Genomic DNA, 24,875 nt, shown 5'->3' with positions numbered 1-24,875 from the left:
TTTTGATCTGTGTTAAGATGGTAAAGGATTTTGGGAAGAAACGAGGGAGAATAGATGAATCGTGAACAATCAGCGCGCATGCACGAGGAAGCATGCGACGTAATCTTGGGTGGGGTGAACAGTCCTTCCCGTTCGTTTAAAGCGGTAGGCGGCGGCGCTCCCGTCACCATGGAAAAAGCGCAAGGGGCTTATTTCTGGGATGTCGACGGGAACCGCTACATCGATTATCTGGCGGCATACGGTCCGATTATCACCGGACATGCCCATCCGCATATTACGGCAGCCATCACACGGGCAGCGGAAAACGGCACGCTGTACGGCACGCCAACGCCATGGGAAATCAAATTTGCGCAAATGATCCGTGAAGCCATTCCTTCCATGGAACGCATCCGTTTCAACAACTCGGGTACCGAGGCCGTCATGACTTGCATTCGCGTAGCCCGCGCTTATACCGGAAGAACCAAGATTATCAAGTTTGCCGGCTGCTATCACGGTCACTCCGATCTGGTGTTGGTCGCTGCAGGTTCTGGTCCTTCCACGCTGGGGATTCCTGACAGCGCGGGAATTCCGCAAAGCATCGCCAGTGAAGTCATTACCGTACCTTTTAATGATATAGATGCTTATGCCGAAGCCCTTCATCATTGGGGTTCGGAGACAGCAGCTGTACTCGTAGAGCCCATCGTGGGGAACTTCGGGATTGTCGAACCGAAGCCCGGATTTTTGGAAGAAGTCAACCGCCTGACACATGAAGCCGGTGCGTTGGTGATCTACGATGAAGTCATTACCGCTTTCCGCTTCTGCTATGGCGGTGCGCAAAACCTGCTCGGCGTGGAACCGGATCTGACAGCGCTCGGAAAAATCATCGGCGGTGGCTTGCCGATCGGTGCCTATGGCGGAAAACAAGCCATCATGGAACAGGTCGCACCTCTGGGGCCAGCCTACCAAGCCGGGACAATGGCGGGGAATCCTGCTTCGATTCAATCCGGGATTGCGTGCCTGGAAGTATTGAAGCAGCCTGGGGTCTATGATGAATTTGAGCGCCTGGGCGGGATCTTGCAGGCCGGCATTGAAGAAGCCGCTGCGAAGCATAATGTCAGCATCCAGGTCAATCGGGTAAAAGGGGCCCTCGCCGTCTATTTTACGGATGAGCCTGTATTTGATTATGATACCGCTCAGCGTGCAAATTCCGAAGTGTTTGCGAAATTTTTCCGTTTGATGCTCGATGAAGGCATTTGCCTGGCTCCTTCCAAATATGAGGCATGGTTCATCACCACCGCCCATACAGAACAGGATATTCGGGATACGATCGCCGCAGTAGACCGTTCTTTTGCCAAACTGTAACAGAAATGCACACTCCTCCAGCGGGATATACTAACTCTTGAATCCTACATCCCGCGAGGAGGTCCTTTTCATGTCAAAAGGCGATCAATCGTTTCCGCAAAAACCGGAGAAAACGCTGGATCCAAAGGAAAGCTCCAAGATGATGGAAGTTGTCGGCTTTCAGGACCCGCGCAAGACCGAGCATCATAAGACACAGCGTCACGATCGCTGATACAGGAAAGAAATACGCGTACAAGCTTATCGTCACGATGCTTGTACGCGTTTCTTTCTCCTATGGCCTGATCTCCAGCAAAGGAAGCAGCCTCCCTGGAATTACGGTTGAGGCGACCTCGCCGCACCGTAGCGCCCCCATTTTTCGATAAAACCCTTCTGCGTACGGATCACTGTGGATCGTTACCCGGACCAGCTTATGCCGCTGTGCGGTTTGGATCATATGTGTCCAGAGCGCTTTTCCGATTCCCTTGCCGATGCTGGCAGGAGAAATGAACAAATTGCTCAGCTCTGCTTCTTCTCCATCGACGGCGAGACTGTAGAACCCCGCTATGCAGCCTTCCACTTCTGCCACAAAGTAAAGCTTTTTGCGAATTTGCTCCTCCGTTACCGTCAAATCCGCACGACACGCGTCCATGAACGCTTGATCGTAGCCCCAATGTGCCTTTGATGCGAGGGCGATCTCCGTTAAACAACCAGCTTCCTCCGGTTTTGCCTGACGAATGATGACCACAATCCTCCGCCTCCTTTCAAACTCTCACTAAAAAAAGCCGCTTGATTGCCATCCCGTTTTTCGCATTGTACAATTTTCATGAAACCTATTGTTTCTCTAATCGTAAACATAGGAGCAGGACAGGATAAAATCAAGAGAGAACTTCATAGGATTGAATCATAATAAAGGAGTGAATCATTGATGCTTTTATTCCATCCCATGGACTTTTTGATTCTTATTGCCTTTGGCTTGTCGCTCTGGGCGCAATTCCGCGTCAAAGGAACCTTTAACCGGTACGCGGATGTGGCGGCCTCCTCCGGCATGACCGGAGCGGAAGCAGCCCGCCGGATGCTCGATGCCAACGGTCTTTCCCATATTCCGGTGGAACACATACGCGGTCACCTGACTGACCACTATGATCCAATTTCCCGCACCGTTCGCCTGTCGGACAATGTCTATTTCAGCAACTCGATCTCGGCCATCTCTGTGGCCTGCCATGAGGTTGGACACGCGATTCAGCACAAAGTGTCTTATCCGATGCTGGTAGCCCGCCACTACATTTTCCCAGTGGTGAACTTCAGTGCCGGCTTTGCTCCCCTGGTATTGATCGCAGGCTTCCTGCTGCATTGGGGCAACCTGATCCTGCTGGGCATCATTCTTTTCAGTGCCGCTGTCGCTTTTCAATTGATCACGCTGCCGGTTGAATTTAACGCGAGCAACCGCGCACGTGCCCTGATGGTGCAAATGGGCTTCATCCGCAACACAGAGGAAGCCGGAGTCGCGAAAGTATTGAATGCCGCAGCCCTGACTTATGTAGCAGCAGCCTTGATCTCGATCCTCGAGCTTGTGAAATACGTCATGATCTTCAACTCCAGTGACGACGATTAATTTGAAAGCCTGTATCAAAGAAGGTACGGTCTCTTTGTGAAGAGCCGTACCTTTTTCTTTACCCCTGGCTTAGAAATCGTCTCCGCCGCCGAAGTCTCCAAAATCTCCGCCACCGAAGAATCCGCCGTCATCCCCGCCGTCGCCACCATCTCCTTCGTCTCCTCCGAAGATATCGCCAGCTCCTAGAAGATCCCCTGCATCGTCCATCATTTCATTCAGCAGCATGCCGCCGATCAGACCCGCAGCCATACCGCCGATCATGCCACCCATCATGCCGCCCATGCCGTGGTGACCGTGGTGGTGTTGTCCGCGATGCAGATACGGGGACGTCGAAAAATAGGATACCGCATGTGGGTTGTTCAGGATATATTCGATTTGCTCAAGCAGGTAACGGGACAGCTCTTCCACTTTGTCCGCTTCAAGCAGCTCGCGAGGCACCGCGATCTCTGCGCGCTGCTCTTTTTCCTTCCGGTAAAAGCCGGCTTGGGCGATGTCCAGCTCGATCAGCAAACGCAACGCATCCGGTGTGTCAAAAAAGATGACTTCCAGTTCATTAACCGGTGCGGAGAGTCTTCTCCCCGGATAGAAGGCGAACTCTTGTCCGAGCGGCTTCAATTTGCCTGAATCCGCTTTTTGCCGGAAATCGGCCAGCTCCAATGCCCGGATCACCTGCTCGATATGAACTGGCGGCAGCACCGTGATTCGATCGATATCAGTCGGATCCAGCGCCTGCTCCACGTCCAAACGGGTCTGCAGGAAATACTGCACATGCGGTGTGGAGATCGCCAGGTCATGGGGAAGCTCGAAATGAAACGGAATCTCCTGTACATGCGGTTTAGGTTGCACCACGAAATGGCTGAGCACCGGTATGACAGCGACATTTCTCGTGATCTCTTGCCCTTTGATATACGCTCTGAGTGCGAACATGACGGAGAGTTCGGTGATACGCTGCTCGACATTCCCGCCTTCAATACGGATCGTCCCGGTTGCCGTTTCGCCGAGACGATAGGCTTCCTTGTCCAAACGAAGATCAACCGTCGCTGCTCCTACACCAAATTTGGCCATTAATTTTTTTAGCATGTCCATCCCTCTTCTTCACAGACTTGGTTAACTTTTATTGTATACGTAGAAAGCGCGGAAAGGATGCAAAAATTGGCGTAAAAAGCGGAACCGCTTCTTTTTTGCTATACTTGCCATGTAAATGATGGAAAAGGAGACTGGGCAACATGAAAATTGGATGGATCGGATTGGGACATATGGGGATTCCGATGGCTGCCAACCTGCTAAAAGCCGGCTACCAGCTGACGGTATGGAATCGCAATCCACAAAAAGCGCAGGAGCTGCTGGACATGGGGGCGGGCATCGTCGAAAAGCCGGCTGACCTGTGGAAGCATTCGGATGTCGTGATCACGATGGTGAGCGACGATCAGGCTGTAAAAGACATTTATACCGGGCAATACCAGCTCCTTACGCCTGAAGCCGAGGGTAAAATCGTCATCGATATGAGCACGGTCTCCCCGGAAACATCCCGCTTTTTGGCGGAACAATCGGCCAAACACCAGCTTTCCTTTTTGGATGCCCCTGTATCGGGCAGTGTGCAGCCAGCGCGGGAGGGTACGCTCATCATCATGGTGGGTGGAGAAAAAAGCGTGTACGAAAGGGTCAAGCCCTTGTTCGATGTTCTTGGCAAAATGTCGCTTCATCTAGGCGACCATGGCTCCGGCAGCAAAGCAAAGCTGGCGATCAACCTGCTGCTCGGCATCACCGTGCAGGGCATTGCGGAAACCGTCCAATATGCGCAAAACCAGGGGATTGATCCGAAAGAGATGCTTACGATCATCAACGAAGCGGCTGTCGGCTCAGCGATCTCCCGCGGGAAAACCCCTTCGATTTTAGCAGGTGAGTATCCGGCTGCATTCCCACTCAAGCATATGGCCAAGGATCTGCGGCTAGCCCATGAATCCGGCGCCCTCTCTCCCCTTGCCGAATCCGTGTACGCCAGTTACCAGGCGGCACTGCAAGCCGGCCACGGAGACGAAGACGTGATGGCGATCATGCGGCTGCTGAACGGAAAGTAACTGTCAAAAGCCTCCGCGGCGTTTTCCACCGACGGAGGCTTTTTATCAAAACTACGATCTGCTTTTCAGATACCGCAGCAGGACGGCTGATCCCGCGAACAGGCCTGCCCCCGCATAATAGACTGCGAAAACCCCGCACCACTCGGCCAACGCCCCTATCAGCAGCACGGATAAACCGAATACAATGGTGTCCATCGTATCTTTTGCCGAGAACACTTTCCCCAGCTTCTCGGGCTCCGTTAGCTGCTGGATGGCTGTCTGTTTGGCGACAAACTGCACTTGATAAAAGGGCCCCAGCAGGAACGAGATCGACAAAGCGACTAACGGATAGGCAAACAATCCAAACGATAACGTCAGCAGGCAGCACCCGATGATTCCCAGGAGCATCAGCCGATACAGGCTTTTCTCCATCCAGCCAGCCAAAGCTACCACCACAATCCCGCCGATGATCGTCCCCAGCATATAGCTGGCATTGATATATCCCCACCATTCGTCACCCTGACCAAGCCCTTCTTTCACGTAGACAAGCAGGATGGCCGACATCCAGATAGCCCCCGCAAAGCCTTCGAACACATCCATTACCGTCAAAACACGCAGCGAATGATGCTGCCATAAATAAACCCAGCCTTCTTTGATGACTTCACCTGCGGATCGAACAGGCTTTTCCTTTTCCCTGTTCTCTCCTTGCTCACCGTCATGAGCACCGAGCAGCAGCATGAATGCGGAAGCCGCCGCATACAGCGAGACAGATAGCCACAGGACGTTTATGCTGCCGATCATCGTGACCATCACGCCGCCGCTTGACCAGCCTACGAACTGCATGGTCTGATCAGCTGTCGCCAACAGACCGTTTGCCCGTACAAGCTCTCCGTCAGCTACGATGCGCGGGATCAGGGATTGACGCGCTGGGACAGCCCATCCGTCCAGAAAGGAGATCAAGGCGACAAACACAAATACGATCCATAGCGCCAGCTGCTCGAAACTTAGCGCCCCCAGCAACAGGACGGCGGTTTTGGCCATTTGCGTGATCCGCAAAATCCATCCATGTTGAACCCTTTCCAATACCAGCGGCGCAACCAACCCGCTGATGACCCGTGCCGTGACATTGACCAGCGGCACCAGACTCGTGATCAATACCGACGCTGTCTGGCCATACAATAACGAGATCAACGGGACAATGTAAAGAACGTCTCCCAGATTGGCCAGTGACTGTCCAACTGCCAGGAAACGAAAATTGTTTTTGTGCATACAAAATAACCCCTTTTCATTGGAGATCAACAACAAACGCAAATTGTTTGATCGCAAATAAAGGGGTTAACTCACAAAGGTATCTCCTCTTTCTTGGTAACGATTCTGGTTACGCTTCTTTATCGATTTCCGGTCGTTCGGACACAGCCGGAGTATCTACCACAGTCACTTCATTTTGGGCTTGCTGTTCATCCTTACTTGCGGGTTGCGATGACCCTACGATCGCAAGCAAGAGAATGAATACGCCCATCAACGCGGTAATCGTATTGGTCATGTTTATCACTCCCCCGTACATAAGACGCCCGAGTTTCCAGAAAGTTGCGTTTCTGTCAGCGGATTTCTGCTTCACTAGGTGTACGAAGCTTTGCCAAGCTCACGTAGACCCAAATCGCATTGACAAACAGCAGCGCACTGGTCAGCAGGAAAACCCCGCTCATGCTCACATAGCCCGCCATCAAGCCGCCAAGCATCGGTCCCAGCATACTTCCGATACAGATAAAGGTGTTGTTGTATCCATACACCCGGCTGATCATCTCGCTGGGGGTATACCGGCGCAGCAGCGCATACACCGAAGGAAGCAGCCCGCCCAAGCAAAGACCGAGCAGAAAGCGCAGTCCGACCAATTGCCAGACGTTGCTCACAAACGCTTGCGGGATGAACAGGATCGAAGCGATCACCAGGCAAATCAGCAGTATTTTTTGCGAACCATGGCGGTCACCAAGCTTTCCGAGCTGCGGGGACGCGATTACATTGGCCATCCCCATGGCTGCCGCGACCAGCCCCGCATAAAACGCGACATTTTCCCCGGTTCCCTGCAAGCTTTGCACATAGATCGGCAGGACGGGGACAATGCTGAACAACGCAAACTGAATCATGACCGTCACGAAATAAATGGCCGGAAGCGGTCTTGTTGAAAAGATCATCCGCGCGTCCTCTGCCAGGCTTGTGCGCTCCTTGGCATCGGGCGGGATGAACTTCTCTTTGACCAAAAACGTGATGGTGAGGGTAGCCAAAAAAATAAGGGATCCCGTCACAAAGAAGATCATCCGAAAGCCGATGCGATCCGCCAGCAGCCCCCCTACCAGCGGCCCCATAATCGAGCCTGCCGTCGTGAAGGATTGCAGCATCCCTTGTGCCCAGCCCGCCCGCTCTTTTGGCGCGGTGGAAGCGATCAACGCCGTACTTGCCGGGATGATTCCACCTACCGTCCCATTCAAAAGACGCAGTCCCAAAAGCATCCATAGCGAACTGGCAAAACCGGTCAGCGTGATGATCACGGCCATGGAAAAACCAGAGCGCAAAATCATGATTTTGCGCCCGTACTTATCCGCCAAATTGCCCCAGATCGGTGAAGCCAGGCCCGCCGTAAGAAAATTGGCCCCGAAAATGATTCCTGCCCAGGCCGTCACCTCATGAGGATCGGTAATCCCGAAATCATGCTGGATATACAAAGGTAAAAACGGCATGATCATGCTCATCGCCATCATGACGAAGAACAAGGATCCGCTCAGTACATATAAATTCCGTTGCCAAGCCTCCATGCTGTCATTCACTCCCACTGCCTTGGACTCCCGCATTGCTCATGCTTCACTGTTCACCAGAGACATTGCGGGTGAACCGCCAAAATCCTGGACATTCCACAGGTTGTAATAGACGCCATCCGGTATCGCCAGCAGCTCTTCATGTCTGCCCGCTTCGACGATCTTGCCCTCTTTCATCACGACGATTTTGTCAGCATGGGTAATCGTAGAAAGTCGATGCGCGACAATAATCGTCGTCCTGCCCTTGGACAGACGCGCCAAAGACTCCTGGATCATGTGCTCCGATTCCAAATCAAGCGCGGATGTCGCCTCATCGAGAATCAAAATGGCCGGATCGCGCAGAAAGACTCTGGCAATGGCGATCCGCTGTTTTTGCCCCCCGGAAAGCTTCACGCCGCGTTCCCCCAGCTCGGTATCGTACCCTTCCGGCAGCTCCGCAATGAAGTCATGCGCATTGGCAGCTTTTGCCGCTGCAATCATCGCCTCTTCGGTAGCCTGGGGATTGCCCATCATGATGTTGGCACGTGCGGATTCGCTGAACAGGATATTGTCCTGCAGCACGATCCCGATATGGCTGCGCAGCTCCTGCTGCTTCACATCGCGAATGTCGACGCCATCGATCGTGATGCGTCCCCCTGTGACATCCCAAAAGCGGGGGATCAGGCTGATCAGAGACGATTTTCCTCCCCCCGACATCCCGACAAGCGCGATCGTTTCGCCAGGCTGGATCGTCAAATCGATTCCCTGCAACACATCCGTGCCGTCCTCGCGATACTTGAACGATACGTTTTCAAAGCGGATCTCCCCGCGAATCTTGCCTGTATCCGGCTGCACAGGAATCGCCCCTGCATTCGGCCGGTCGACGATATCGTACTGCTCATCCATGAATTCAAACATCCGATCCATCGAAGCGATGGACTGCGTCAAAGTCGTCGAGGAGTTGACGAGACGGCGCAGCGGCGTATACAAGCGTTCCAGATACGCATAAAACGCCACCATCGTGCCTACCGACAATTCCCCTTGAATCACCTGATAGCCTGCATATCCGATCACCAACAGCGGCGCGATATCGGTAATCGTGTTGACCACCGCAAAGGTCTTGGCATTCCAGCTTGTATGCGCCAAGGCTCGCTGCAGAAAATGATCGTTCTGCTTGGCGAATTTTTGTTCCTCATGCTTTTCCAGCGCAAAGCCGCGGATCAGTGACATGCCGTTGACCCGTTCATGCAGATGTCCCTGCAGCTGGGCAAGCGCCGCCGACCTGTCCTTCGTCAGCTCGCGCAGCCTTTTGTAAAAGAATTTTACAGAGAAGCCGTATAACGGGAAGATCAGCAATGCGGCGATCGTCAGCGGGATGTCCATATAAGTCATCAACCCGATCGTCAGCAGGATCGTGATCAGATCCAGCCATATATTCATCAGGCCGGTTTCGATGAAGCTTTTGGTCGATTCCACATCATTGATCACACGGGAGATGATCTCCCCCACCTTGTGATTGTTGTAGTAGCGCATCGACAGTCGCTGCAGATGGGCAAACAGCTGATTGCGGATATCAAACAGGATGCGGCTCGATACCCATTGGGCAAAGTATTGGCGCCAATATTCAACCGGCGCCCGCACAACAGTAAAAATCAAAAAAGCGGCGCCCATCAGCCAAAAAAGCCGGCTGACCTTTTCTTCAGTGGGAAGAGGCCCCGGCAATAATTCATCAATGATGTATTTAATGATTAACGGAATGGCGAGGGGAATCGCGAACTTGAGGATCCCGATAAAAATCGTGACGATAATTTGTCTTGTATACGGCTTAACAAACGCCATGTAACGCTTCACACTTCCCAAACCTATCCCTCCCTCCTGCTGCTACCATTATAACGATAACCTGAATATACAGCGAATGCTGGTGAAAGTGAAATCCCTCTCCCGTTGCCGGGAAAGGGATTTTATTCTTCATCGACACGTACAAGCTGATAGCGCTCGTACCATCTTTGGACGAAACCATTTTGGAAAGGACCGCGTCGCGCATGCACCCATTCTAAGACTTCCTTGAGTGCGCCTTGCACCCGCGCTACCACCTCGGGCGGATAATTCATTTTTTGGCTATGTAAGAGAAATTCCTCTTCATCCAGGATGTTATAAGTCATATCCGGGAACACTTTTACATCCAGATCGTAATCAATATAGCTAAGCAGGTTTCCCTTCAAGCTAAAAGGCGATCCGATATTGCAGTAATAATAAATCCCGTCATCGCGAATCATAGCAATCGTGTTGAACCATTGCCCCCGTCCAAATGTACAGATTGCCGGCTCGCGTGTCCGCCACTCCCGACCGTCAGACTCTGTTACCTTTACGCGGTCATTTCCGCCGATGACCACCGCATCACTCGAGTGGATCAGCGTGGTTTTGTCCCATATTCGATGCAAGGAATGGTCGTGTTTAAAGCTTTCAATGCGGATCGAAGTTCCTGGAGCTGGCGACATGACTCTCCCCTTTCTTCTCTTCTCTGTAGCGGGGATGAAACTGGCAAGCAATACCCCACGTGAACGATTTAAACGCAAACAACCAGCTTTGGGATGGCTGACATCCTATGTGTAAGAAGAGAGTTTTTTGGAAAGTGTAACATATTTTTGGAGCTCATAGCCAAGTGAATGATAAAACGGGAGGATTTCCGGGTTATCCTGATTCACCATGATCAGCACGCGATTCACTCCCCGCTGGCGAAAACGATTTTCCAGAGCTTCCACCAGTTTGCGTCCAATCCCCGTCCCCTGCTTATCCGGAAGTACCGCCAGTCGATAAAAATAAGCACGCGTTCCATCAATCGTGCCTACGACTACACCCACTACTTCTCCCGATAGCTCGGCAACCATCACCAGTTCACTGTCCCAGGAAAGTTGCGCCGCCAGAGAATCCAGCGACTCCGTCTCTGTCTTATCAAGCCCGGTTTCTTGCCAAATACGCATTATTGCGGCATAGTCCCCGAGACGAAAGGTTCGAATCAGCATACTTGGCCTCCTTAGCTTTCCTTCTCCCTCTATTTTACACTAGATGTTCAAGTTTGTCTGCTTTGTTCACATCTGGAGTTTTTTAGGTCAGCAAGGAAATGCCGCCATCCACGATCAACGTCTGTCCGCGAACCATCCAAGCCTTGTCGGACAAGAGAAACATCACGGCATTGGCCAAATCTTCCGGTTCTACGATACGTCCTGCAGGCGTACGGTTCGCCGAGCTTTGCAGCAGTTCCTCACGATTCGGGAAATGGCGCAATGCATCCGTGTCGACAGCGCCGCCGGACACAGCATTTACCACGATGTTGTGCGGAGCAAGCTCTACGGCCAAATAGCGCGTCAATGCTTCCAACGCTGCTTTGGATACGCCAACCGCTGTGTAATTTTCCAAGACGCGGATCGAGCCGAGGCTGGAGAGGCTGACAATCTTTCCGCCTTCGCCTGTTTTCATCATCAGCTTAGCCGCTTCCTGTGCACAGAACAGCAATGCTTTGCTGTTGATTTCCATTGTCCAATCCCAATGGCTTTCTTCCAGCTCCATCAGCGGGCGCAGCACGCCGGATGCAGCATTATTTACCAGTATATCCAGTCTGCCGCATTCTTGTTCAATCTGAGAAAACAATTCCTTGATTTTGCTAACATCGCCTACATTGGCTTTCATCAGGTGAACGCGCACGCCTTTTGCTTCCAGCTCAGCTGCCGTTTCTTTTGCAGCCGTCCGGTTGCGCAGATAATTCAATACCAGATCGTAGCCCTGATCTGCCAGCTGATGCGCAATCGCTTTTCCGATTCCGCGGGTTCCTCCGGTTACTAACGCTACTTTTCCATTTCGGGTTGCCATGGTTATGCCTCCTATGTACTAACTATTATTATCAGGTACTAAAAACGCTCCCTTCTTATCATACACATCTGCTATAATAAATTAAAGCATTTCCAATTTTGGGGAAGGGAGCAATTCCTTTGAAGCAAAGATCCTTAGAAGAAATACAGCGGGACATCCACATGTTGAAGCGCAATCAACAAGAAGTGATGCTGCGGCTCACCAACCTGGAGAATGAGCTGGCGATCCGCACCGCAGCTCACCACCAGGCAGCTGAGCAGCCTCCCGCTGTCATTGCCCCGCTCCAGACTGAGACTCCGGCAGCTGCCGAGCAGCCAAGCGCGTCTCCGCCACCACCTCCCGCACCTGACCAACGCCGGGATAAGGAGCTGGAAATGAAAATCGGCGGCACCTGGTTGAATCGGATCGGTGTCGTAGCTGTTATTTTAGGATTGGCCTATTTCTTGAAATATTCCATTGATAATGCTTGGATCGGACCGATTGGCCGGGTCTCGCTGGGCATTTTGCTCGGGTTGGCCATGTTTGGATTTGGCGAAAAGCTGCGGGAGAAATATTCCGGCTATGCCCAAGGGCTACTCGGCGGCGGCAGCCTGGCACTCTTCTTTTCCATTTATGCGGCCTACAATTTTTACGAGTTGATCCCTTCGCTGCTTGCCTTTGCGATGATGGCGCTGATTACCGTGCTAACCGTCTTCATGGCGATCCGGCACAAATCTTTAACCATCGCCATTCTCGGAATCATTGGCGGCTATACGACTCCTTTTCTCGTCGGAGAAGAAAGCGGCAGCCTGGTAGGTTACTATGCTTACTATGCGTTGCTCACAGGCGGCGTATTGGCTGTATCGATCTATCAGAAATGGAACTCGCTGCGTTACCTGAGCTTTGCTTTCAGTCATCTTGCGCTCGTCATCGGTGCGATCGGCTTTTTCACCTTTTCGCCTCATGATGAAGTCAGCTCGCTTGTTTATTCCGTCATCCTCTTTCTCTATTTTCTCGGGATCGCCTCAATCTACAATATTCGTCAGAAACGCACGTCAACGGGCGGAGATGTTTCCCTGATCCTGATGAATGCCATGTTTTTCCTCGGAGAGAGCAGTTTGCTGATTACCGATCTTTTCGATAGCGACTATATCGGGTTTTACGTGCTCTTGCTGGCGATCCTGTATATGTACCTCAGCCGCTTGTCCCATCGCCTGAACCGGAGCGATCGGATGCAGACTTACAGCCTGTTCATCGTTGCCTTTATCTTTGTAACATTGGCAATTCCCCTGCAGCTCGAAGGGTTCTCGATTGGCATGGCATGGTTGGCAGAAGCCATCGGTTTGGCGTACATGGCAAAACGTCTGCAGGTGCCAAGACTGTTTTACGGAAGCATGATCGTTCTTGCTCTCGGAACATGCGCGACGCAGATTGAGTTGTTCAATCTTGAATATGAAGATCTGTTCCTGTTGAATATCCCTACACTGATGGCGCTCTTCATGCTTGCAGCCTACTACGGAATCGCCAGGCTGCAGGAGGAGAAACCGACTGTCGCCCGCGTCTTGAAGGGACTGCTGCTTTTCTTCCTGTTTGAATTTTTGACGCTGCAAAACGAGCATTATTTCTCCCTGATCGAAACCGATTTCTTCTCTTCACCACGGCAAATCTCGTTAAGCATCATTTGGATGCTGTATGCGATCTCCCTGTTTGTGATTGGGCTGAAGCGGCATAGTCGGACGCTTCGCTTTACGGCGCTCGGTTTAATCGGGCTTGTGATCCTGAAAGCCTTTTTCATCGATCTGGCCGAGCTTGCGACCATCTTTAAAATTTTGCTGTTTATTGTGCTTGGTCTGCTCAGCCTGGGCATCTCGTTTATCTACCAGAAAAAGAAGCATTTGCTTTAAAAGAGGAGTCATGCCGATGAGATTGCAAGTGTGCCTTGCTGCCATGATGCTCTTTTCAACCAGCATCACGGCAGCCGCTGCGGAACGCCAAAGCTTCGCGCATATGTCTGAGGACATGAGTATCGAAGCAAACAAACGCTTTTTCACGCTGGAGCTGGATCCGGGGCTGTTCTCCACCCTTTCTCCCGATCTGCATGATCTGCGCCTGTTTTCCGGAGAACAGGAGATTGGTTACGCCAGGCTGCCAGAGGAACCGGCCGTCGATGCTCCCGTACGGCAGGAAGCAGCTGTCGAAACGATCAACACAGGGACATTTCCCGATGGCAGCTATGGGTTCACGGTAAAACTCGACACCCTTCAAGAAAAGCCCACTGCCTTGCGCATCCAGCTTTCCGGCGAGCCGTATGTCGTCAAAGGGGAGTTATTTGGAAGCAGTGATAACTCCACCTGGCAAAAGCTGCGGCCGATCACTCTGTTCGGCATCGAAGGACGCACCAATGAGCTTGATCTTGCTGGAATTGAGTATCCGTACTTACGTGTCTTGTTGACCAAATCAAACGATGGCGAGCATCCAGTAGCGGGTGTTTATGCGATCATTGCCAATGAGGCAAAAGGCACTGTCAACGGAAACGAATGGACGCCAAGCTTTTCTGTGACACATGAGCAACCGAGGGAAACTATGGTACTGGCTGATCTGATTCATCCGCATGCCGTTTCCAGCGTTTTTTCTATCCGCACAAAAGAGTTTGGCTTTCATCGGCAGGTCGTGCTGGAAGGAAGCCATACGCGTACGGAAAATTGGGAGCCGATTCAAAGCTCCTATGTGTATCGAGGACTCGATGCGACAGATGAATGGCTGAGCGTCTCCTATCCTCCCGTTTCCTACCGGTTTTTGCGCTTACGGATCGCGGATGAGGACAATGCGCCCATTCCGATCGATAGCGTAACGGTCCGAACATACCCTGTCCGGTTGCTGGTTAAGGCTCCGGCCAATGTGAAAGCACCGTTCCCTTTGAAAGCGTACTGGGGGAATCCGGAGCTGTCTGCGCCAAGCTATGACGTCGGTGAATTCCTCTCGCAAGCTACCGGCAGTACACCGGATGCTGTCATGCGATACGGTCAGCAGAATCCTGGCTACCAAGGCCCGCCTCCCGAGGAGCAACCTTTTACGGAACGCTTTCCCTTTCTTTTGCCAGGCATCCTGATCGCGGCTGTCATCGCTGTCGGATATATGCTTGTGCGTACCATGAAGCAAGTGAACGGCCCTCGGTAACCGGGGGCTGTTTTGCATGAATCGCTTCCTTCTGGAACATATTAGAAAGGTGCGAAAAGGGGGATGAACCGTGTATATAGGACGAGAGCTTTCCGAATTGACCATGACACCGGTGAAACAATGGGAACTGAATGAGCTTCTTTACTTTCATCACGCCATGTCGGAGCTGGCCGCCTATTTGAATGCCGAGGGTGTCTCTTTGCATTCGAAGGTGATCCATGAGCTGGAAGCCCGAGGACCTGTAGGCGGAGATCGCGGAGGCTGGGATCATTCTTCTGTGCCAGTATATGACTGACTAGACGCTGCCACATGGCTTGTAAGAATGCGCAAGCCGTGTGGTACTTTTCCTTTCCAAGGTATCCGCGAAGCCCCAAACGCTTGAACTGAGTGTTTTTTCTGAATAAACTTTCTTTTTATTTTTCTTAATAAACCTCTTTACAAGGGAAGGATTTTCCAATATTCTATGAGTACATTCAATCACAAGGAAGGAGGTTACCAAAATGTTGATGACTGTTTTCGTCGCACCGGCTCTGGATAAAGTAACAGGAACTTCATACGGTAGTACCTCCTACTTCGGCGTACGATAAGGATCCTTATCGTCAAAACAATTGTTACGTGCGAACGAGACCGTAGGTGCTACTAGACTTACGGTCTTTTTGCACCCTTTTTCAGAGATGAGGCCGTAGGAAGCATATGCAACTACGGCCTTTTTGTATCCTGAATGTGGTTGAATTTTACAAAATTGTAATCTATTTCTTTGAAGGGAGGTGATCGTGTATGATATTCAACTTCATTTTTTTCCACATCAAAATCGAGCGCAACGTTGCTTCTCGTGCGGAGCAGATCGCGGAATACCAACGTGAGCAGTATTTGAACCAAGCTGCGGAAGCTTTCAAGGTGTCTGCTGCCCAATATCCTGAATTTGTGAGCCGCATCTAGTTTCTTACAACAACCATATGGTTTTAGCTTTCTATCCAAAGGAGGAATGTCAAATGAAAAGACGTCAACGTCGCCATTTGTTTAAATTCACAACCGCCAAGGCGCTGGATGGCACCTGACTGGCGAACGCTATTTTGGAGAGGAGGGAATAAGCGATGCAAATCCCAATGATCCTGTTCACGGTCATTATTGAACGCAAAAAGGTGAAGCCGGAAGAAGTGGCTAGCCACTATCAGCAACAGCAAATGATTCAACAATTGGAAAGCAAACGCTGGGAGCAAATCTCCCAGCTGCCTGAATACTGTACGCGCTTGTAATGCAAAAACTCCCTTGAACATCGTCTGTCGATCGATGCCAAGGGAGTTTCCTTTTGTTAGCTGCTCGCCAAGCGAAGCGCCTCAATAATTTTGTGATGGGCTACCGAAAACGTAAATTGCTCCAGCTCATCTGTCCGTACATAGCGAACGGTGGAGGCCAGATCTTCCTGTCCCGTTGCTTCGCACAAATAGACATGGAGCGTCCACTGCAAATGCGAAAAGGTATGCTGAATCTGGGCAAGCGGCTTTTCTACCAACAATTCGACGCCGTAGCGCTGCGCGATCTGATCCGGCAGCACGTCTTCGGCCCACTTGATCTCGTCCGTTTCCACCATCGGGAACTCCCACATGCCTGCGAGGAGACCTTTTTCCGGACGTTTGTGAATCAGCACTTGATCCCCTTTTCGAATCACTGCCACCAAGTAAGTGACGGGGCGTGGCGCCTTCGCTTTGCCCTTGACCGGCAGCTCCTCCTGCACGCCTTCCCTTCTGGCGAGACAGTAGTCGAAAACCGGACAGGTCAGGCATTGCGGTGTACGGGGCACACAGACAAGTGCTCCCAACTCCATCAGGGCCTGATTAAAGTCACCCGCTCGCCCCTCTGGGATAACCTGACGGATCAGATGCTCCAGCTTGATTCGCGTAGCCGGTTTGGCGATATCATCATCCATCAATAACAGACGGGAGAAGACCCGCATCACGTTGCCATCGACCGCTGGCTCCGGCTTTTCGTAGGCAATGCTTAGAATCGCACCTGCCGTATAGGGGCCGATCCCTTTTAACTTGGAAATCTCCTCAGGGGTATCGGGAACTACGCCGCCATAGCTGGCTTTTACTTCACGGGCCGCCGCCTGCAGGTTGCGCACGCGGGAATAGTAGCCCAGCCCTTCCCATGCCTTCAGCACCTCATCCTCCGGCGCATCGGCCAACGCTTCCACAGTCGGAAACTTCTCCATGAAATTTTGGTAATAAGGCTTTACCGTTTCGACTCGAGTCTGCTGCAGCATGATTTCGGACACCCAGACACGATAAGGGTCGCGGTTGATTCGCCACGGCAGATCCCGCTTTTGGCTGTCATACCAGGCGAGCAAATCCTTGGAAAAGCCAAACACTTGAAATTCTTCAGGCAGACGATAGGATAACTCTTTCTTTTTTGAAGCGCTCATGGTTCACTCCTGTGTCTCAAGAAACTTCTAAGGGACGGAACGCCCAGACGTGCAGCTTGGCCGCTCCTCCTGCGATATGCTCACAAAAAGCGACGTCATTTTGCCGCCATGCTTTGATGGCTTCGTACTGTTCATACGAATCGACCGTAAACATCTCTACAAACAATTGTGGCTGCTCGATTGCCTCATACCAGCAATAGTTTTGGCCACCGCGCGCTTCGATGCCTTGCTTGCTCTGTTCGATCTGCTGAAAATAGCTGTCCCGTTTCTCTTCGCTCAGCTTGTATTCCATAAACACGGTGATGTTCATCGACACCCCTCCTTGTTCATCTTTTCATCGTACAGGAGTCACTCTTTGCAGACAAGCCTGTCTTGCTTTTTTTCCTCCGTAGGAATAGTGTTTGGCCTTTTCGCGCGTTATAATAGTAGGAGTATGTACCTTGCCTCTTGTTTGGATTAAAGGAGGAACGCACGCTTCATGGATACCGCTACTCATTTTGCAATGGGGTTTGGTCTGGCAGGACTCGCCCATCTTGATCCGCTTGTCGCGCAGACACCCGGGTTGGCCGAAGCGGTGATGATCGGCACCGTCATTGGCTCGCAAGCTCCCGATCTGGACGGTTTTACCCGCCTGTTCGGCAGCGCAGCCTATATCCGTCATCATCGCGGAATATCCCACTCCATCCCCGCTCTGTTTGCTTGGACAATTGCCACATTTGGGTTCATTCAATGTTTCATGCCGCAAACCGCTTGGCTCCACTTGCTTGCCTGGTGTTTCCTTGCCGTCTTTTTGCACGTGTTTGTCGACCTGTTTAATGCTTACGGCACACAAGGACTGTCCCCCTTTAACCGGAAATGGATCGCCTTGAATGCCATTTTCATCTTTGACCCCTTTATCTTTTTGCTGCATCTCGTCGGATTCATGCTATGGATGGCGGGAGCGAATCCTGGTGTCACGTTCCTGTGGATCTATCTGCTCATTGCCGGTTACTACATCGTGCGCATCCAAGCGCGGAACAAGGCGGTGCAACAGGTACAAGAAATCGTGGGACTCAAAGGGAGCTATACCGTATTCCCAACGCTTTTCTGGAGTCAGTGGACCTTTTTGGTAAAAACCGATACCCACTGGCATGTCGGAGAGCTGAGTCATGGTGATGCTCTGATTTTCGATACGCTTGCGATCAAGCCGTCGAATGAGTTGGTCACATTAGCCATGAAAGACCCCAAAGTAAAATCGTTCCTTTCCTTTGCCAGCTATGTACACACCGAGGTCAAGGAACAGCCTTTTGGCTATGAGATCAGATGGTTGGATTTGCGCTATCGGGCACGCTTTCAACGCAAGAGCCAATACATGTTTATCGCTGTCGTCTATATGGATAAGGAACGAAACATCCGCGATTCCTTTGCCGGCTGGATCCATCGCGGGGAAGAACAGCTTGCCAAAAAACTGGATCCGGAAAAAGAGATTCAATTGAACTAGCTGTTCGTTGATAATAAAGATCTGGACTGTCTATGTTGATCCTGCTACGTTCTCGTACGAAAAAATCGTCAGTCTCAGAAAAATAGGATATAGCCCGACCACGATAAATGAAACAGCGGCAACCTGAGACCTAAGATAAGGTTTTGGATTGACCGCTGTTTATGTTTGAACTGAAAGGGAAATCAGCGCTATTATTTTCTGTCTTCAAATAAGCGGTAAAGTTCTTGGAAGTCCTTTACGGGGTCTCGTAGTTTTTTAACGGCATGCCTACATATTCGCGGAAGGAGCGGATCCGATCCTTCTCGAACTCGAAGACGACTGAAAGCTCATTGCGGAAAGGTCTACCGTTCAGCAATCCTTCCGAGCGAAATACTACCATCCCGTAGCTCTCATTCTCTAGCTCGATCAGCGGAGTGAGGCTCATCTGAAATACCGAGCGCTCAAACCTGACTAATTCCTCGAACCGTTCTCGGCCTTGCTGCTTCTGATTCCACCCATCCAGTGGGAGTGGCACGAAGAAATGAAAATCATCCGTAACCTTTTCAAGGAAATCGATTGTATGCCCTGTTTCGAGAGCACGTTTAAAAGCATCAAACGCTTCATGGATTTTCATCTTAACAAGCCTCCTAATTTCATTGTGTGAACCAGCTCGCTCTATGCACCCGAGCGTAGGGTCTTCATTTGATGAGCTTAAGCTGGCTTGAAACTGTACCTAGATGAACTCCTTCGTGAACCAGAGCAAAATTGAACAGCTCGCCTGCTGTATCGAATTGGAATGGGCCCATGATATAGGGCGATTTCAATGGTGCATTCAGCATCTCAGGCGTCAGCTCGGATAGGCGGGAAAGCTGCATCGTTAGCAATTGAAGCAACTCTTCTTTGCTCGGGGGAGCTGTTGTCCACGAAGATGGCTTCGTACCGGAGGCAAACAGCGCTTCATACTGATCCGGAATCCGGGATGGAGAATCGAAACAAAGCGTGGAGTACTGATCCATCCAATAGATCATGTGACCGACATTCCATCGGATTGTGTTGTTGAAGCCCTTCGGCTGTACGTCGAGCTGTTCCTCGGAAATTGCTTGAACCTGACCAATGACAACCTGGCGAATCACTTTACTGGTGTGGATAATTGTTTGACTCATATGATAATGCCTCCTCTTTTTTGATGTTTCTCTCTAATGCAAGTGTAGCTCTCCCCTGAATATGCAACAATCACACGATTCCGATGCAATTGATCGGTCTCACTAATCGATTGATTATCTATTCGTGCAAATCATCCATATCTTCGCTATACTGGATGGAAGTAATTTGCTTCTATACTGTACAAAAATTGGAAAGAGGAACGTGAAAAAATGGAACTCAGACAGCTCCAGTATTTTGCGGCCATATGCAAGGAGATGCACTTCTCCAAAGCGGCAGAAAATCTCTGTACGACCCAGTCGAACCTCAGTCAACAAATAAAGTTTTTGGAAAATGAGCTTGGACTTCCGCTATTTGATCGCATTGGCAGGCGGATTGCTTTAACAGATGCAGGGCAAGTCCTTTTGGAGCAGAGCAAGATTATCTTCGAACGCATTGACTATATTGAAAGGGCCATCTCGGATTTAAAGAAAGTGGAGGGTGGTAAGCTGGACATCGGGATTCTTCCCGGCGACGGGGATCTTTTGTTTGACGCCCTGCTTATCGACTTTCATCGCTCGTACCCGAAGCTGTCGATAAAGGTCACTGAGTCGACAGATGTGTACGAACAGGTTGTCGACGGTATCCGGGATCTCGGGGTTACTACAACACCCGACAAACCCGATGATCGTATCGCAGTGATACCGCTGTTCCATGAGGAGTTCGTCTTGGCAGTACCCTCAGATCACCCCATTGCAAAAGCGAAAGCGATTCCTTTTGAGCAACTGCAGAATATGAAGCTAGTTACGTTCGGTCCGGAACACCAAATTTCAAAGGTCCTTAATGCCTGCTGTCAGCAAAAGGGGATCACGCTCGACAGTCCGATTGTAACGTCCACTCTGTCGACATTGCTATCCTTGGTCGAGCAAGGCATAGGAGCTTGCATTCTCCCCCGCTTGTTAGTCGATAATCTGAATCGAGATAATATCACCGCCGTCACCCTGTTGAATCCTACACCAAGTCAAGACATCTGTATCATTTACCGTGCAGACCGGTTTATGGGCAAAGCGGCCAAACTGTTCATCGAGGTATTGCAGTCTTATATTCAGAGCGTCATTGAACACAGCAACCGATCGTTAGGCTGAACATGTTGACAGCATAAAAGCCCGGTTTCAGTTAACCGGGCTTTTTGCATGGAGTCATCAGTTCGGCTTGGGGTGTCTTACTTTTCAAGGTATTTTGTTCCAATAGATTGAAGTACCCACCCGCACAAGCCCATCGTCAGCAACATTGCAACCATGAACAAGCTCGCCAGCACGTTACGGAAACCAAGCTTCATTCCATGGAAGAATCAAATGGTGAATTCAGCGGATTACACCTTTGCCATTTTCCGTTTGGCTGGCTCCACATGAATGTAGACCCGCTCAATCCCTTCCTTGCCAATCAGTCGGGATTCCACCCGCTCGGTCAGCTCATGGCTCTCGACTACGGTCAGATGATGGTCAACGCCGATCGTCACATCTACATGGACCGCGCTCCCTTGGTAACGGGCACGTATATCTTTGACCTCGTGGATGCCATCGATCTGCTCGATCTGCTCCTCGATCTCGGCCAATCGCTTGGCGTCGAACCCATCCATCAGGGAATGAATCGCCTCGTAGCCAACCTCCCAAGCCGTGCGCAGGATCAATCCGCCGATGATGACTGCCAATACTGGATCCGCCCAATACCAACCGAGCTGTGCTGCACCAATACCGAGCGCCGCCCCCAGGCTAACCCACGCATCGGAGCGATTATCGTAAGCTGCCGCCATCATGGCGGCATTCTGTGTTTGTTTCGCGATTCGTACATTGTATCGATATACGAGGTACATCACGACTGCCGAAGCAACCGCAATATACATGGCCAACGGATCCGGAGCGGAAAGTATCGGGCCTCTGAGGAAAGCGCCGATTGCCTGCTTCAGGACATCCACCCCGACGACTGCCATCAAAAAGGCCGCAATCAGCGATGCCATCGTTTCGGCGCGAACATGGCCATAACGATGATCATGATCTGCCGGCTTTTGGGCGATCCACATGCCCAACAGGATGACCAAAGAGGCCAACACATCCGAAACGTTATTCCACCCATCCGCTACAAGTGCTTTTGCACCGGTTGCCAGACCAAATCCGATCTTTGTGGCAGATAGCAGCAAATAGGCGAAAATGCTTAGGTAGACACCCTTTCTCCCCATTTGGTAGCGAGTATCACTCTGTTCTCCTTGCATCGCTGCACACAACCTCCGTTCAACAGACAAACACGACAATATTATTGCCTTCCCTATACTAAAAAACAAAAGCCATGTTAGTCCAGAGAAACGTTTTTGTGGCGGGGCAGGAAAGCAGGGGGAGGGAAAGAAAGTTGGCTTTGTGCAAGTTTGGTCTGTGCAAACATTGTGGTGGGGGAAGGGAAGAACGGGCGAGGCTTCGTACTTGCCACACCTACAAGGGAGCAAGACTGTCCGGTTCCGCTTGCAAAAACGGTACGTCGCGCAAAAGTTTCGAGGAAGCGTATTCAACCGTCGAGGTTGCGCGACAAGCGTGTACCGCTTTTGCAAGCTCCACCTCAGCAGGTGTGGCAAAAACTGCGCCTCGTCCCGTTCTTCCCTTCCTCACGTGGCGTTTGCTTCGCCCCAGCTCTAAAAATTGTAAAAGCATCATAACTACAAAAAACGGCACACCCTCTAAATGGGCATGCCGTTCTGTACTAGCCGTGAAACTTATTTCGCTGCTTCGAAACGTTTGCTTACTTCATCCCAGTTTACTACGTTCCAGAATGCTGCAATGTAGTCAGGGCGTTTGTTTTGGTATTTCAGGTAATAAGCGTGCTCCCATACGTCCAGACCCAGGATAGGCGTTTTGCCTTCCATCAATGGGCTGTCTTGGTTAGGAGTGGAAGTGATTGCTACTTTGCCGCCGTCTACGATCAGCCAAGCCCAGCCAGAACCGAAGCGGGTAGTTGCCGCTTTTGCAAATTCAGCTTTGAAGTTATCGAAGCTGCCGAAAGCTGCATTGATCGCGTCAGCCAATGCGCCAGTCGGTTCACCGCCGCCATTTGGTCCGATGATTTGCCAGAACAGTGTGTGGTTAGCATGTCCACCACCGTTGTTGCGAACCGCAGTGCGGATTGCTTCTGGAACTGCATCCAGGTTGCCGATCAGTTCTTCGATGCTTTTTCCTTGCAGATCTGCATGAGCTTCCAGAGCAGCATTCAGGTTGTTCACGTATGTAGCATGGTGACGACCGTGGTGGATCTCCATGGTTTGAGCGTCAATGTGTGGTTCCAGTGCATTATGTGCGTAAGGCAATTCAGGCAGTTGATGAGCCATGTGAAATTCCTCCTTGATAATTGGGTTACTCTACCATATTCATTATAAACCAATCATACCACTATCACAACAAATCAGTTGCAAAAGTTTCGTTAATATTTGCATTTGCCTCATCCGCCTGAATTTACTTTGCCAACACATCCTCCAGGAACGACAGGATATTTCTCCACGAATGCGCGGATGCATAGGCATTATTGGACGCAGTCCCTCCATTCATCTGCAATCTGGCGGATGGGACTTTTGAATATTTATCGGACTCCTGACCCATACTAAAAAATTATGACCCTTTGGAGGTGCATCGCGAATGCGTTCCACGTTTTGGGGAGCATTCCTGCTTGGCGTCGGCACGATCGGCATGTTGGACGGGATTGTGTTTCACCAGATTCTGCAATGGCACAGTGTGTATATGCATACCGATCGCTTTCATCAGATCGTGAGCGACGGTTACTTTCACTTGTTCGTGACGATCATCATTTTCTGGGCTGGTCTTCTGTTATGGAAAAGCGACCCTGACCATCCAACGAGCAACATGCGCACGTTTGCAGGCGGCGTGCTTTTTGGGGCGGGGGTCTTCAATTTTTTGGAAGGGATCATCAACCATCACATCCTGCAGATTCATCACGTCAAACCGGGCCCTGAGCAGTTCTACTATGATATTTCCTTTGACATCTCCGGGCTGCTGCTGATTTTGATCGGCTGGGGGCTCAAGCGCAGTGCGGAAAACACAGGTTTTCGCATGAGATAATATGCTGGTTCGTTCTATGGAAATTCAATAGATCTTGAAAAGAATGGGGGACGTGTTAGACTAGGTCTATCTATCCCATCTTATTGAAATCAGGTGAATCCATTGTTTGAACTAGACCTATCCACGATCCTGTTTTTGGCGTTGTTTGGATTTGTCGCCGCATTCATCGATAGCTGTGTAGGCGGCGGCGGACTCATTTCTCTCCCCGCTTTGCTGGGATTGGGAATCGACCCCTATTATGCGCTTGGCACCAACAAGCTGGCCGGCACGATGTCCTCGGCAACCAGCTCCACGACGTTCATCAGTATGGGCAAGTATGACAAAAAGCTGATGCTCATCCTGTTCCCGGTATCCTTTATCGGGGCCTTGCTCGGGACGAAGACGGTACTGCTTGTTCCTGCAGAGATCATTCGCCCGCTTGTCATCGTCATGATGGTTCTGATCTTTTTTTACACGCTGAAAAATAAGAATTTTGGCAAAGACACCAAGTTGAAGGGGCTGACCAAGTTCACCTTGGGCTGGGGCGTTCCGCTCACCTTCATCATCGGCTTTTATGATGGCTTCTTCGGACCTGGAACTGGTTCCTTTTTCGTGTTCATGATGGTCCTGCTGTTTGGCTATGATTTTGTCATCGGGGCGGGTAACGGACGTATCCTGAATCTGGCCAGCAATCTCGCCTCCCTCGGGGTTTTCATATGGGAAGGAAAGGTCCTTTTCGTTGTCGGGTTAACGATGGGGGTCGCCATGCTGTTCGGTGCTACGCTCGGTGCGCGCATGGCGGTCAAAACAGGTGTGCGCTATGTACGGCCATTGTTCCTGATTGTATCGATCACACTCATTTCCAAAATGGTCTATGAATTATTGATGTAGGAAGCAAGAAAAAAGCACCGAGACCGGTGCTTCAGACTGACGAGAAACCCCATATTTTACTGGGGTTT

General features: G+C 50.9%; 28 protein-coding genes. 13 read left to right on the top strand and 15 right to left on the bottom strand.

The window, feature by feature from the left end:
* Positions 1-54 precede the first annotated feature (54 nt).
* On the top strand, positions 55-1,341 hold the full coding sequence (locus tag EIZ37_RS23175; protein ID WP_134687136.1) for a glutamate-1-semialdehyde 2,1-aminomutase: 1,287 nt from the start codon (positions 55-57) through the stop codon (positions 1,339-1,341).
* Between the two features lie 70 nt (positions 1,342-1,411).
* Entirely contained in the window at positions 1,412-1,552 is a 141-nt protein-coding gene (locus EIZ37_RS26155; protein ID WP_167569097.1) for a hypothetical protein, read from the top strand.
* Between the two features lie 60 nt (positions 1,553-1,612).
* On the opposite strand, the gene EIZ37_RS23170 is transcribed toward EIZ37_RS26155, so the two are convergent.
* Positions 1,613-2,065, bottom strand: a complete 453-nt coding sequence (locus EIZ37_RS23170; protein WP_205683880.1) for a GNAT family N-acetyltransferase — start codon at positions 2,063-2,065, stop codon at positions 1,613-1,615.
* 180 nt (positions 2,066-2,245) lie between these two features.
* On the opposite strand from EIZ37_RS23170, the gene EIZ37_RS23165 reads away from it, so the two are divergent.
* On the top strand, positions 2,246-2,932 hold the full coding sequence (locus EIZ37_RS23165) for a zinc metallopeptidase (RefSeq protein WP_134687135.1): 687 nt from the start codon (positions 2,246-2,248) through the stop codon (positions 2,930-2,932).
* A gap of 69 nt (positions 2,933-3,001) precedes the next feature.
* Here EIZ37_RS23165 and EIZ37_RS23160 read toward each other — a convergent pair whose 3' ends face one another.
* Positions 3,002-4,012, bottom strand: a complete 1,011-nt coding sequence (locus EIZ37_RS23160; protein WP_134687134.1) for a sporulation protein — start codon at positions 4,010-4,012, stop codon at positions 3,002-3,004.
* Positions 4,013-4,158: 146 nt separating this feature from the next.
* On the opposite strand from EIZ37_RS23160, the gene EIZ37_RS23155 reads away from it, so the two are divergent.
* Complete coding sequence (locus EIZ37_RS23155; protein ID WP_134687133.1) at positions 4,159-5,010, top strand: NAD(P)-dependent oxidoreductase; 852 nt, start codon at positions 4,159-4,161, stop codon at positions 5,008-5,010.
* 51 nt (positions 5,011-5,061) lie between these two features.
* Here EIZ37_RS23155 and EIZ37_RS23150 read toward each other — a convergent pair whose 3' ends face one another.
* From EIZ37_RS23150 to fabL, 7 genes are all read right to left on the bottom strand, one after another.
* Positions 5,062-6,258 carry an MFS transporter gene (locus EIZ37_RS23150; protein ID WP_134687132.1) on the bottom strand — a complete coding sequence of 399 codons (1,197 nt, stop codon included), beginning with the start codon at positions 6,256-6,258 and terminating at the stop codon, positions 5,062-5,064.
* 109 nt (positions 6,259-6,367) lie between these two features.
* Positions 6,368-6,532, bottom strand: coding sequence for a hypothetical protein (locus EIZ37_RS26150; protein ID WP_167569096.1), 165 nt, complete (start codon positions 6,530-6,532; stop codon positions 6,368-6,370).
* Positions 6,533-6,587: 55 nt separating this feature from the next.
* Positions 6,588-7,799, bottom strand: a complete 1,212-nt coding sequence (locus tag EIZ37_RS23145) for an MFS transporter (protein WP_134687131.1) — start codon at positions 7,797-7,799, stop codon at positions 6,588-6,590.
* A gap of 39 nt (positions 7,800-7,838) precedes the next feature.
* Positions 7,839-9,617: an ABC transporter ATP-binding protein gene (locus tag EIZ37_RS23140; protein ID WP_134687150.1), complete on the bottom strand. Its 1,779-nt coding sequence runs from the start codon at positions 9,615-9,617 to the stop codon at positions 7,839-7,841.
* Between the two features lie 122 nt (positions 9,618-9,739).
* Positions 9,740-10,276, bottom strand: a complete 537-nt coding sequence (locus tag EIZ37_RS23135; protein ID WP_134687130.1) for a DUF402 domain-containing protein — start codon at positions 10,274-10,276, stop codon at positions 9,740-9,742.
* A gap of 105 nt (positions 10,277-10,381) precedes the next feature.
* On the bottom strand, positions 10,382-10,801 hold the full coding sequence (locus EIZ37_RS23130; protein WP_134687129.1) for a GNAT family N-acetyltransferase: 420 nt from the start codon (positions 10,799-10,801) through the stop codon (positions 10,382-10,384).
* A gap of 82 nt (positions 10,802-10,883) precedes the next feature.
* On the bottom strand, positions 10,884-11,645 hold the full coding sequence (gene fabL, locus EIZ37_RS23125; RefSeq protein ID WP_134687128.1) for an enoyl-[acyl-carrier-protein] reductase FabL: 762 nt from the start codon (positions 11,643-11,645) through the stop codon (positions 10,884-10,886).
* Between the two features lie 119 nt (positions 11,646-11,764).
* Between fabL and EIZ37_RS23120 the strand changes: the two genes are divergently transcribed.
* The 5 genes from EIZ37_RS23120 to EIZ37_RS23105 all read left to right on the top strand — a co-directional run bounded on the left by EIZ37_RS23120 (position 11,765) and on the right by EIZ37_RS23105 (position 16,057).
* Positions 11,765-13,528, top strand: a complete 1,764-nt coding sequence (locus EIZ37_RS23120) for a DUF2339 domain-containing protein (RefSeq protein ID WP_134687127.1) — start codon at positions 11,765-11,767, stop codon at positions 13,526-13,528.
* Between the two features lie 16 nt (positions 13,529-13,544).
* On the top strand, positions 13,545-14,801 hold the full coding sequence (locus EIZ37_RS23115; RefSeq protein ID WP_167569095.1) for a DUF3999 family protein: 1,257 nt from the start codon (positions 13,545-13,547) through the stop codon (positions 14,799-14,801).
* 70 nt (positions 14,802-14,871) lie between these two features.
* Positions 14,872-15,096: a hypothetical protein gene (locus tag EIZ37_RS23110; RefSeq protein WP_134687125.1), complete on the top strand. Its 225-nt coding sequence runs from the start codon at positions 14,872-14,874 to the stop codon at positions 15,094-15,096.
* A gap of 482 nt (positions 15,097-15,578) precedes the next feature.
* On the top strand, positions 15,579-15,740 hold the full coding sequence (locus EIZ37_RS26145) for a hypothetical protein (protein ID WP_167569094.1): 162 nt from the start codon (positions 15,579-15,581) through the stop codon (positions 15,738-15,740).
* A gap of 155 nt (positions 15,741-15,895) precedes the next feature.
* Positions 15,896-16,057, top strand: a complete 162-nt coding sequence (locus tag EIZ37_RS23105; RefSeq protein ID WP_134687124.1) for a YrzI family protein — start codon at positions 15,896-15,898, stop codon at positions 16,055-16,057.
* Positions 16,058-16,113: 56 nt separating this feature from the next.
* Here the strand turns inward: EIZ37_RS23105 and mutY are convergent, their stop codons facing one another.
* Positions 16,114-17,223 (bottom strand): A/G-specific adenine glycosylase, encoded by a 1,110-nt coding sequence (mutY, locus tag EIZ37_RS23100; protein WP_134687123.1) that lies wholly within the window; start codon positions 17,221-17,223, stop codon positions 16,114-16,116.
* A 16-nt stretch (positions 17,224-17,239) separates the two neighbouring features.
* Positions 17,240-17,533: an MFS transporter gene (locus EIZ37_RS23095; protein WP_134687122.1), complete on the bottom strand. Its 294-nt coding sequence runs from the start codon at positions 17,531-17,533 to the stop codon at positions 17,240-17,242.
* Between the two features lie 168 nt (positions 17,534-17,701).
* Between EIZ37_RS23095 and EIZ37_RS23090 the strand changes: the two genes are divergently transcribed.
* Positions 17,702-18,703 (top strand): metal-dependent hydrolase, encoded by a 1,002-nt coding sequence (locus EIZ37_RS23090; protein ID WP_134687121.1) that lies wholly within the window; start codon positions 17,702-17,704, stop codon positions 18,701-18,703.
* Between the two features lie 235 nt (positions 18,704-18,938).
* Here the strand turns inward: EIZ37_RS23090 and EIZ37_RS23085 are convergent, their stop codons facing one another.
* Both EIZ37_RS23085 and EIZ37_RS23080 read right to left on the bottom strand, forming a co-directional pair.
* A complete protein-coding gene (locus tag EIZ37_RS23085; protein ID WP_134687120.1) occupies positions 18,939-19,316 on the bottom strand; it encodes a nuclear transport factor 2 family protein in 378 nt (125 codons plus the stop codon).
* A gap of 64 nt (positions 19,317-19,380) precedes the next feature.
* Complete coding sequence (locus EIZ37_RS23080; RefSeq protein WP_134687119.1) at positions 19,381-19,845, bottom strand: DinB family protein; 465 nt, start codon at positions 19,843-19,845, stop codon at positions 19,381-19,383.
* A 210-nt stretch (positions 19,846-20,055) separates the two neighbouring features.
* Between EIZ37_RS23080 and EIZ37_RS23075 the strand changes: the two genes are divergently transcribed.
* Complete coding sequence (locus tag EIZ37_RS23075) at positions 20,056-20,967, top strand: LysR family transcriptional regulator (protein ID WP_134687118.1); 912 nt, start codon at positions 20,056-20,058, stop codon at positions 20,965-20,967.
* Between the two features lie 227 nt (positions 20,968-21,194).
* On the opposite strand, the gene EIZ37_RS23070 is transcribed toward EIZ37_RS23075, so the two are convergent.
* Together EIZ37_RS23070 and EIZ37_RS23065 are read right to left on the bottom strand one after the other, a co-directional pair.
* Positions 21,195-22,091 carry a cation diffusion facilitator family transporter gene (locus EIZ37_RS23070; protein ID WP_134687117.1) on the bottom strand — a complete coding sequence of 299 codons (897 nt, stop codon included), beginning with the start codon at positions 22,089-22,091 and terminating at the stop codon, positions 21,195-21,197.
* 492 nt (positions 22,092-22,583) lie between these two features.
* A complete protein-coding gene (locus EIZ37_RS23065; protein ID WP_134687116.1) occupies positions 22,584-23,192 on the bottom strand; it encodes a superoxide dismutase in 609 nt (202 codons plus the stop codon).
* Positions 23,193-23,496: 304 nt separating this feature from the next.
* Between EIZ37_RS23065 and EIZ37_RS23060 the strand changes: the two genes are divergently transcribed.
* Together EIZ37_RS23060 and EIZ37_RS23055 are read left to right on the top strand one after the other, a co-directional pair.
* A complete protein-coding gene (locus EIZ37_RS23060; protein WP_134687115.1) occupies positions 23,497-23,937 on the top strand; it encodes a DUF2243 domain-containing protein in 441 nt (146 codons plus the stop codon).
* A gap of 102 nt (positions 23,938-24,039) precedes the next feature.
* Positions 24,040-24,807, top strand: coding sequence for a TSUP family transporter (locus tag EIZ37_RS23055; protein WP_134687114.1), 768 nt, complete (start codon positions 24,040-24,042; stop codon positions 24,805-24,807).
* The last annotated feature ends 68 nt before the right edge of the window (positions 24,808-24,875 follow it).

This window comes from Brevibacillus migulae, from assembly GCF_004521915.1.
Lineage (GTDB): Bacteria > Bacillota > Bacilli > Brevibacillales > Brevibacillaceae > Brevibacillus_F > Brevibacillus_F migulae.
Note: the sequence above shows the minus strand (reverse complement) of the source record. Positions and strands in the feature narration are given on the sequence as shown.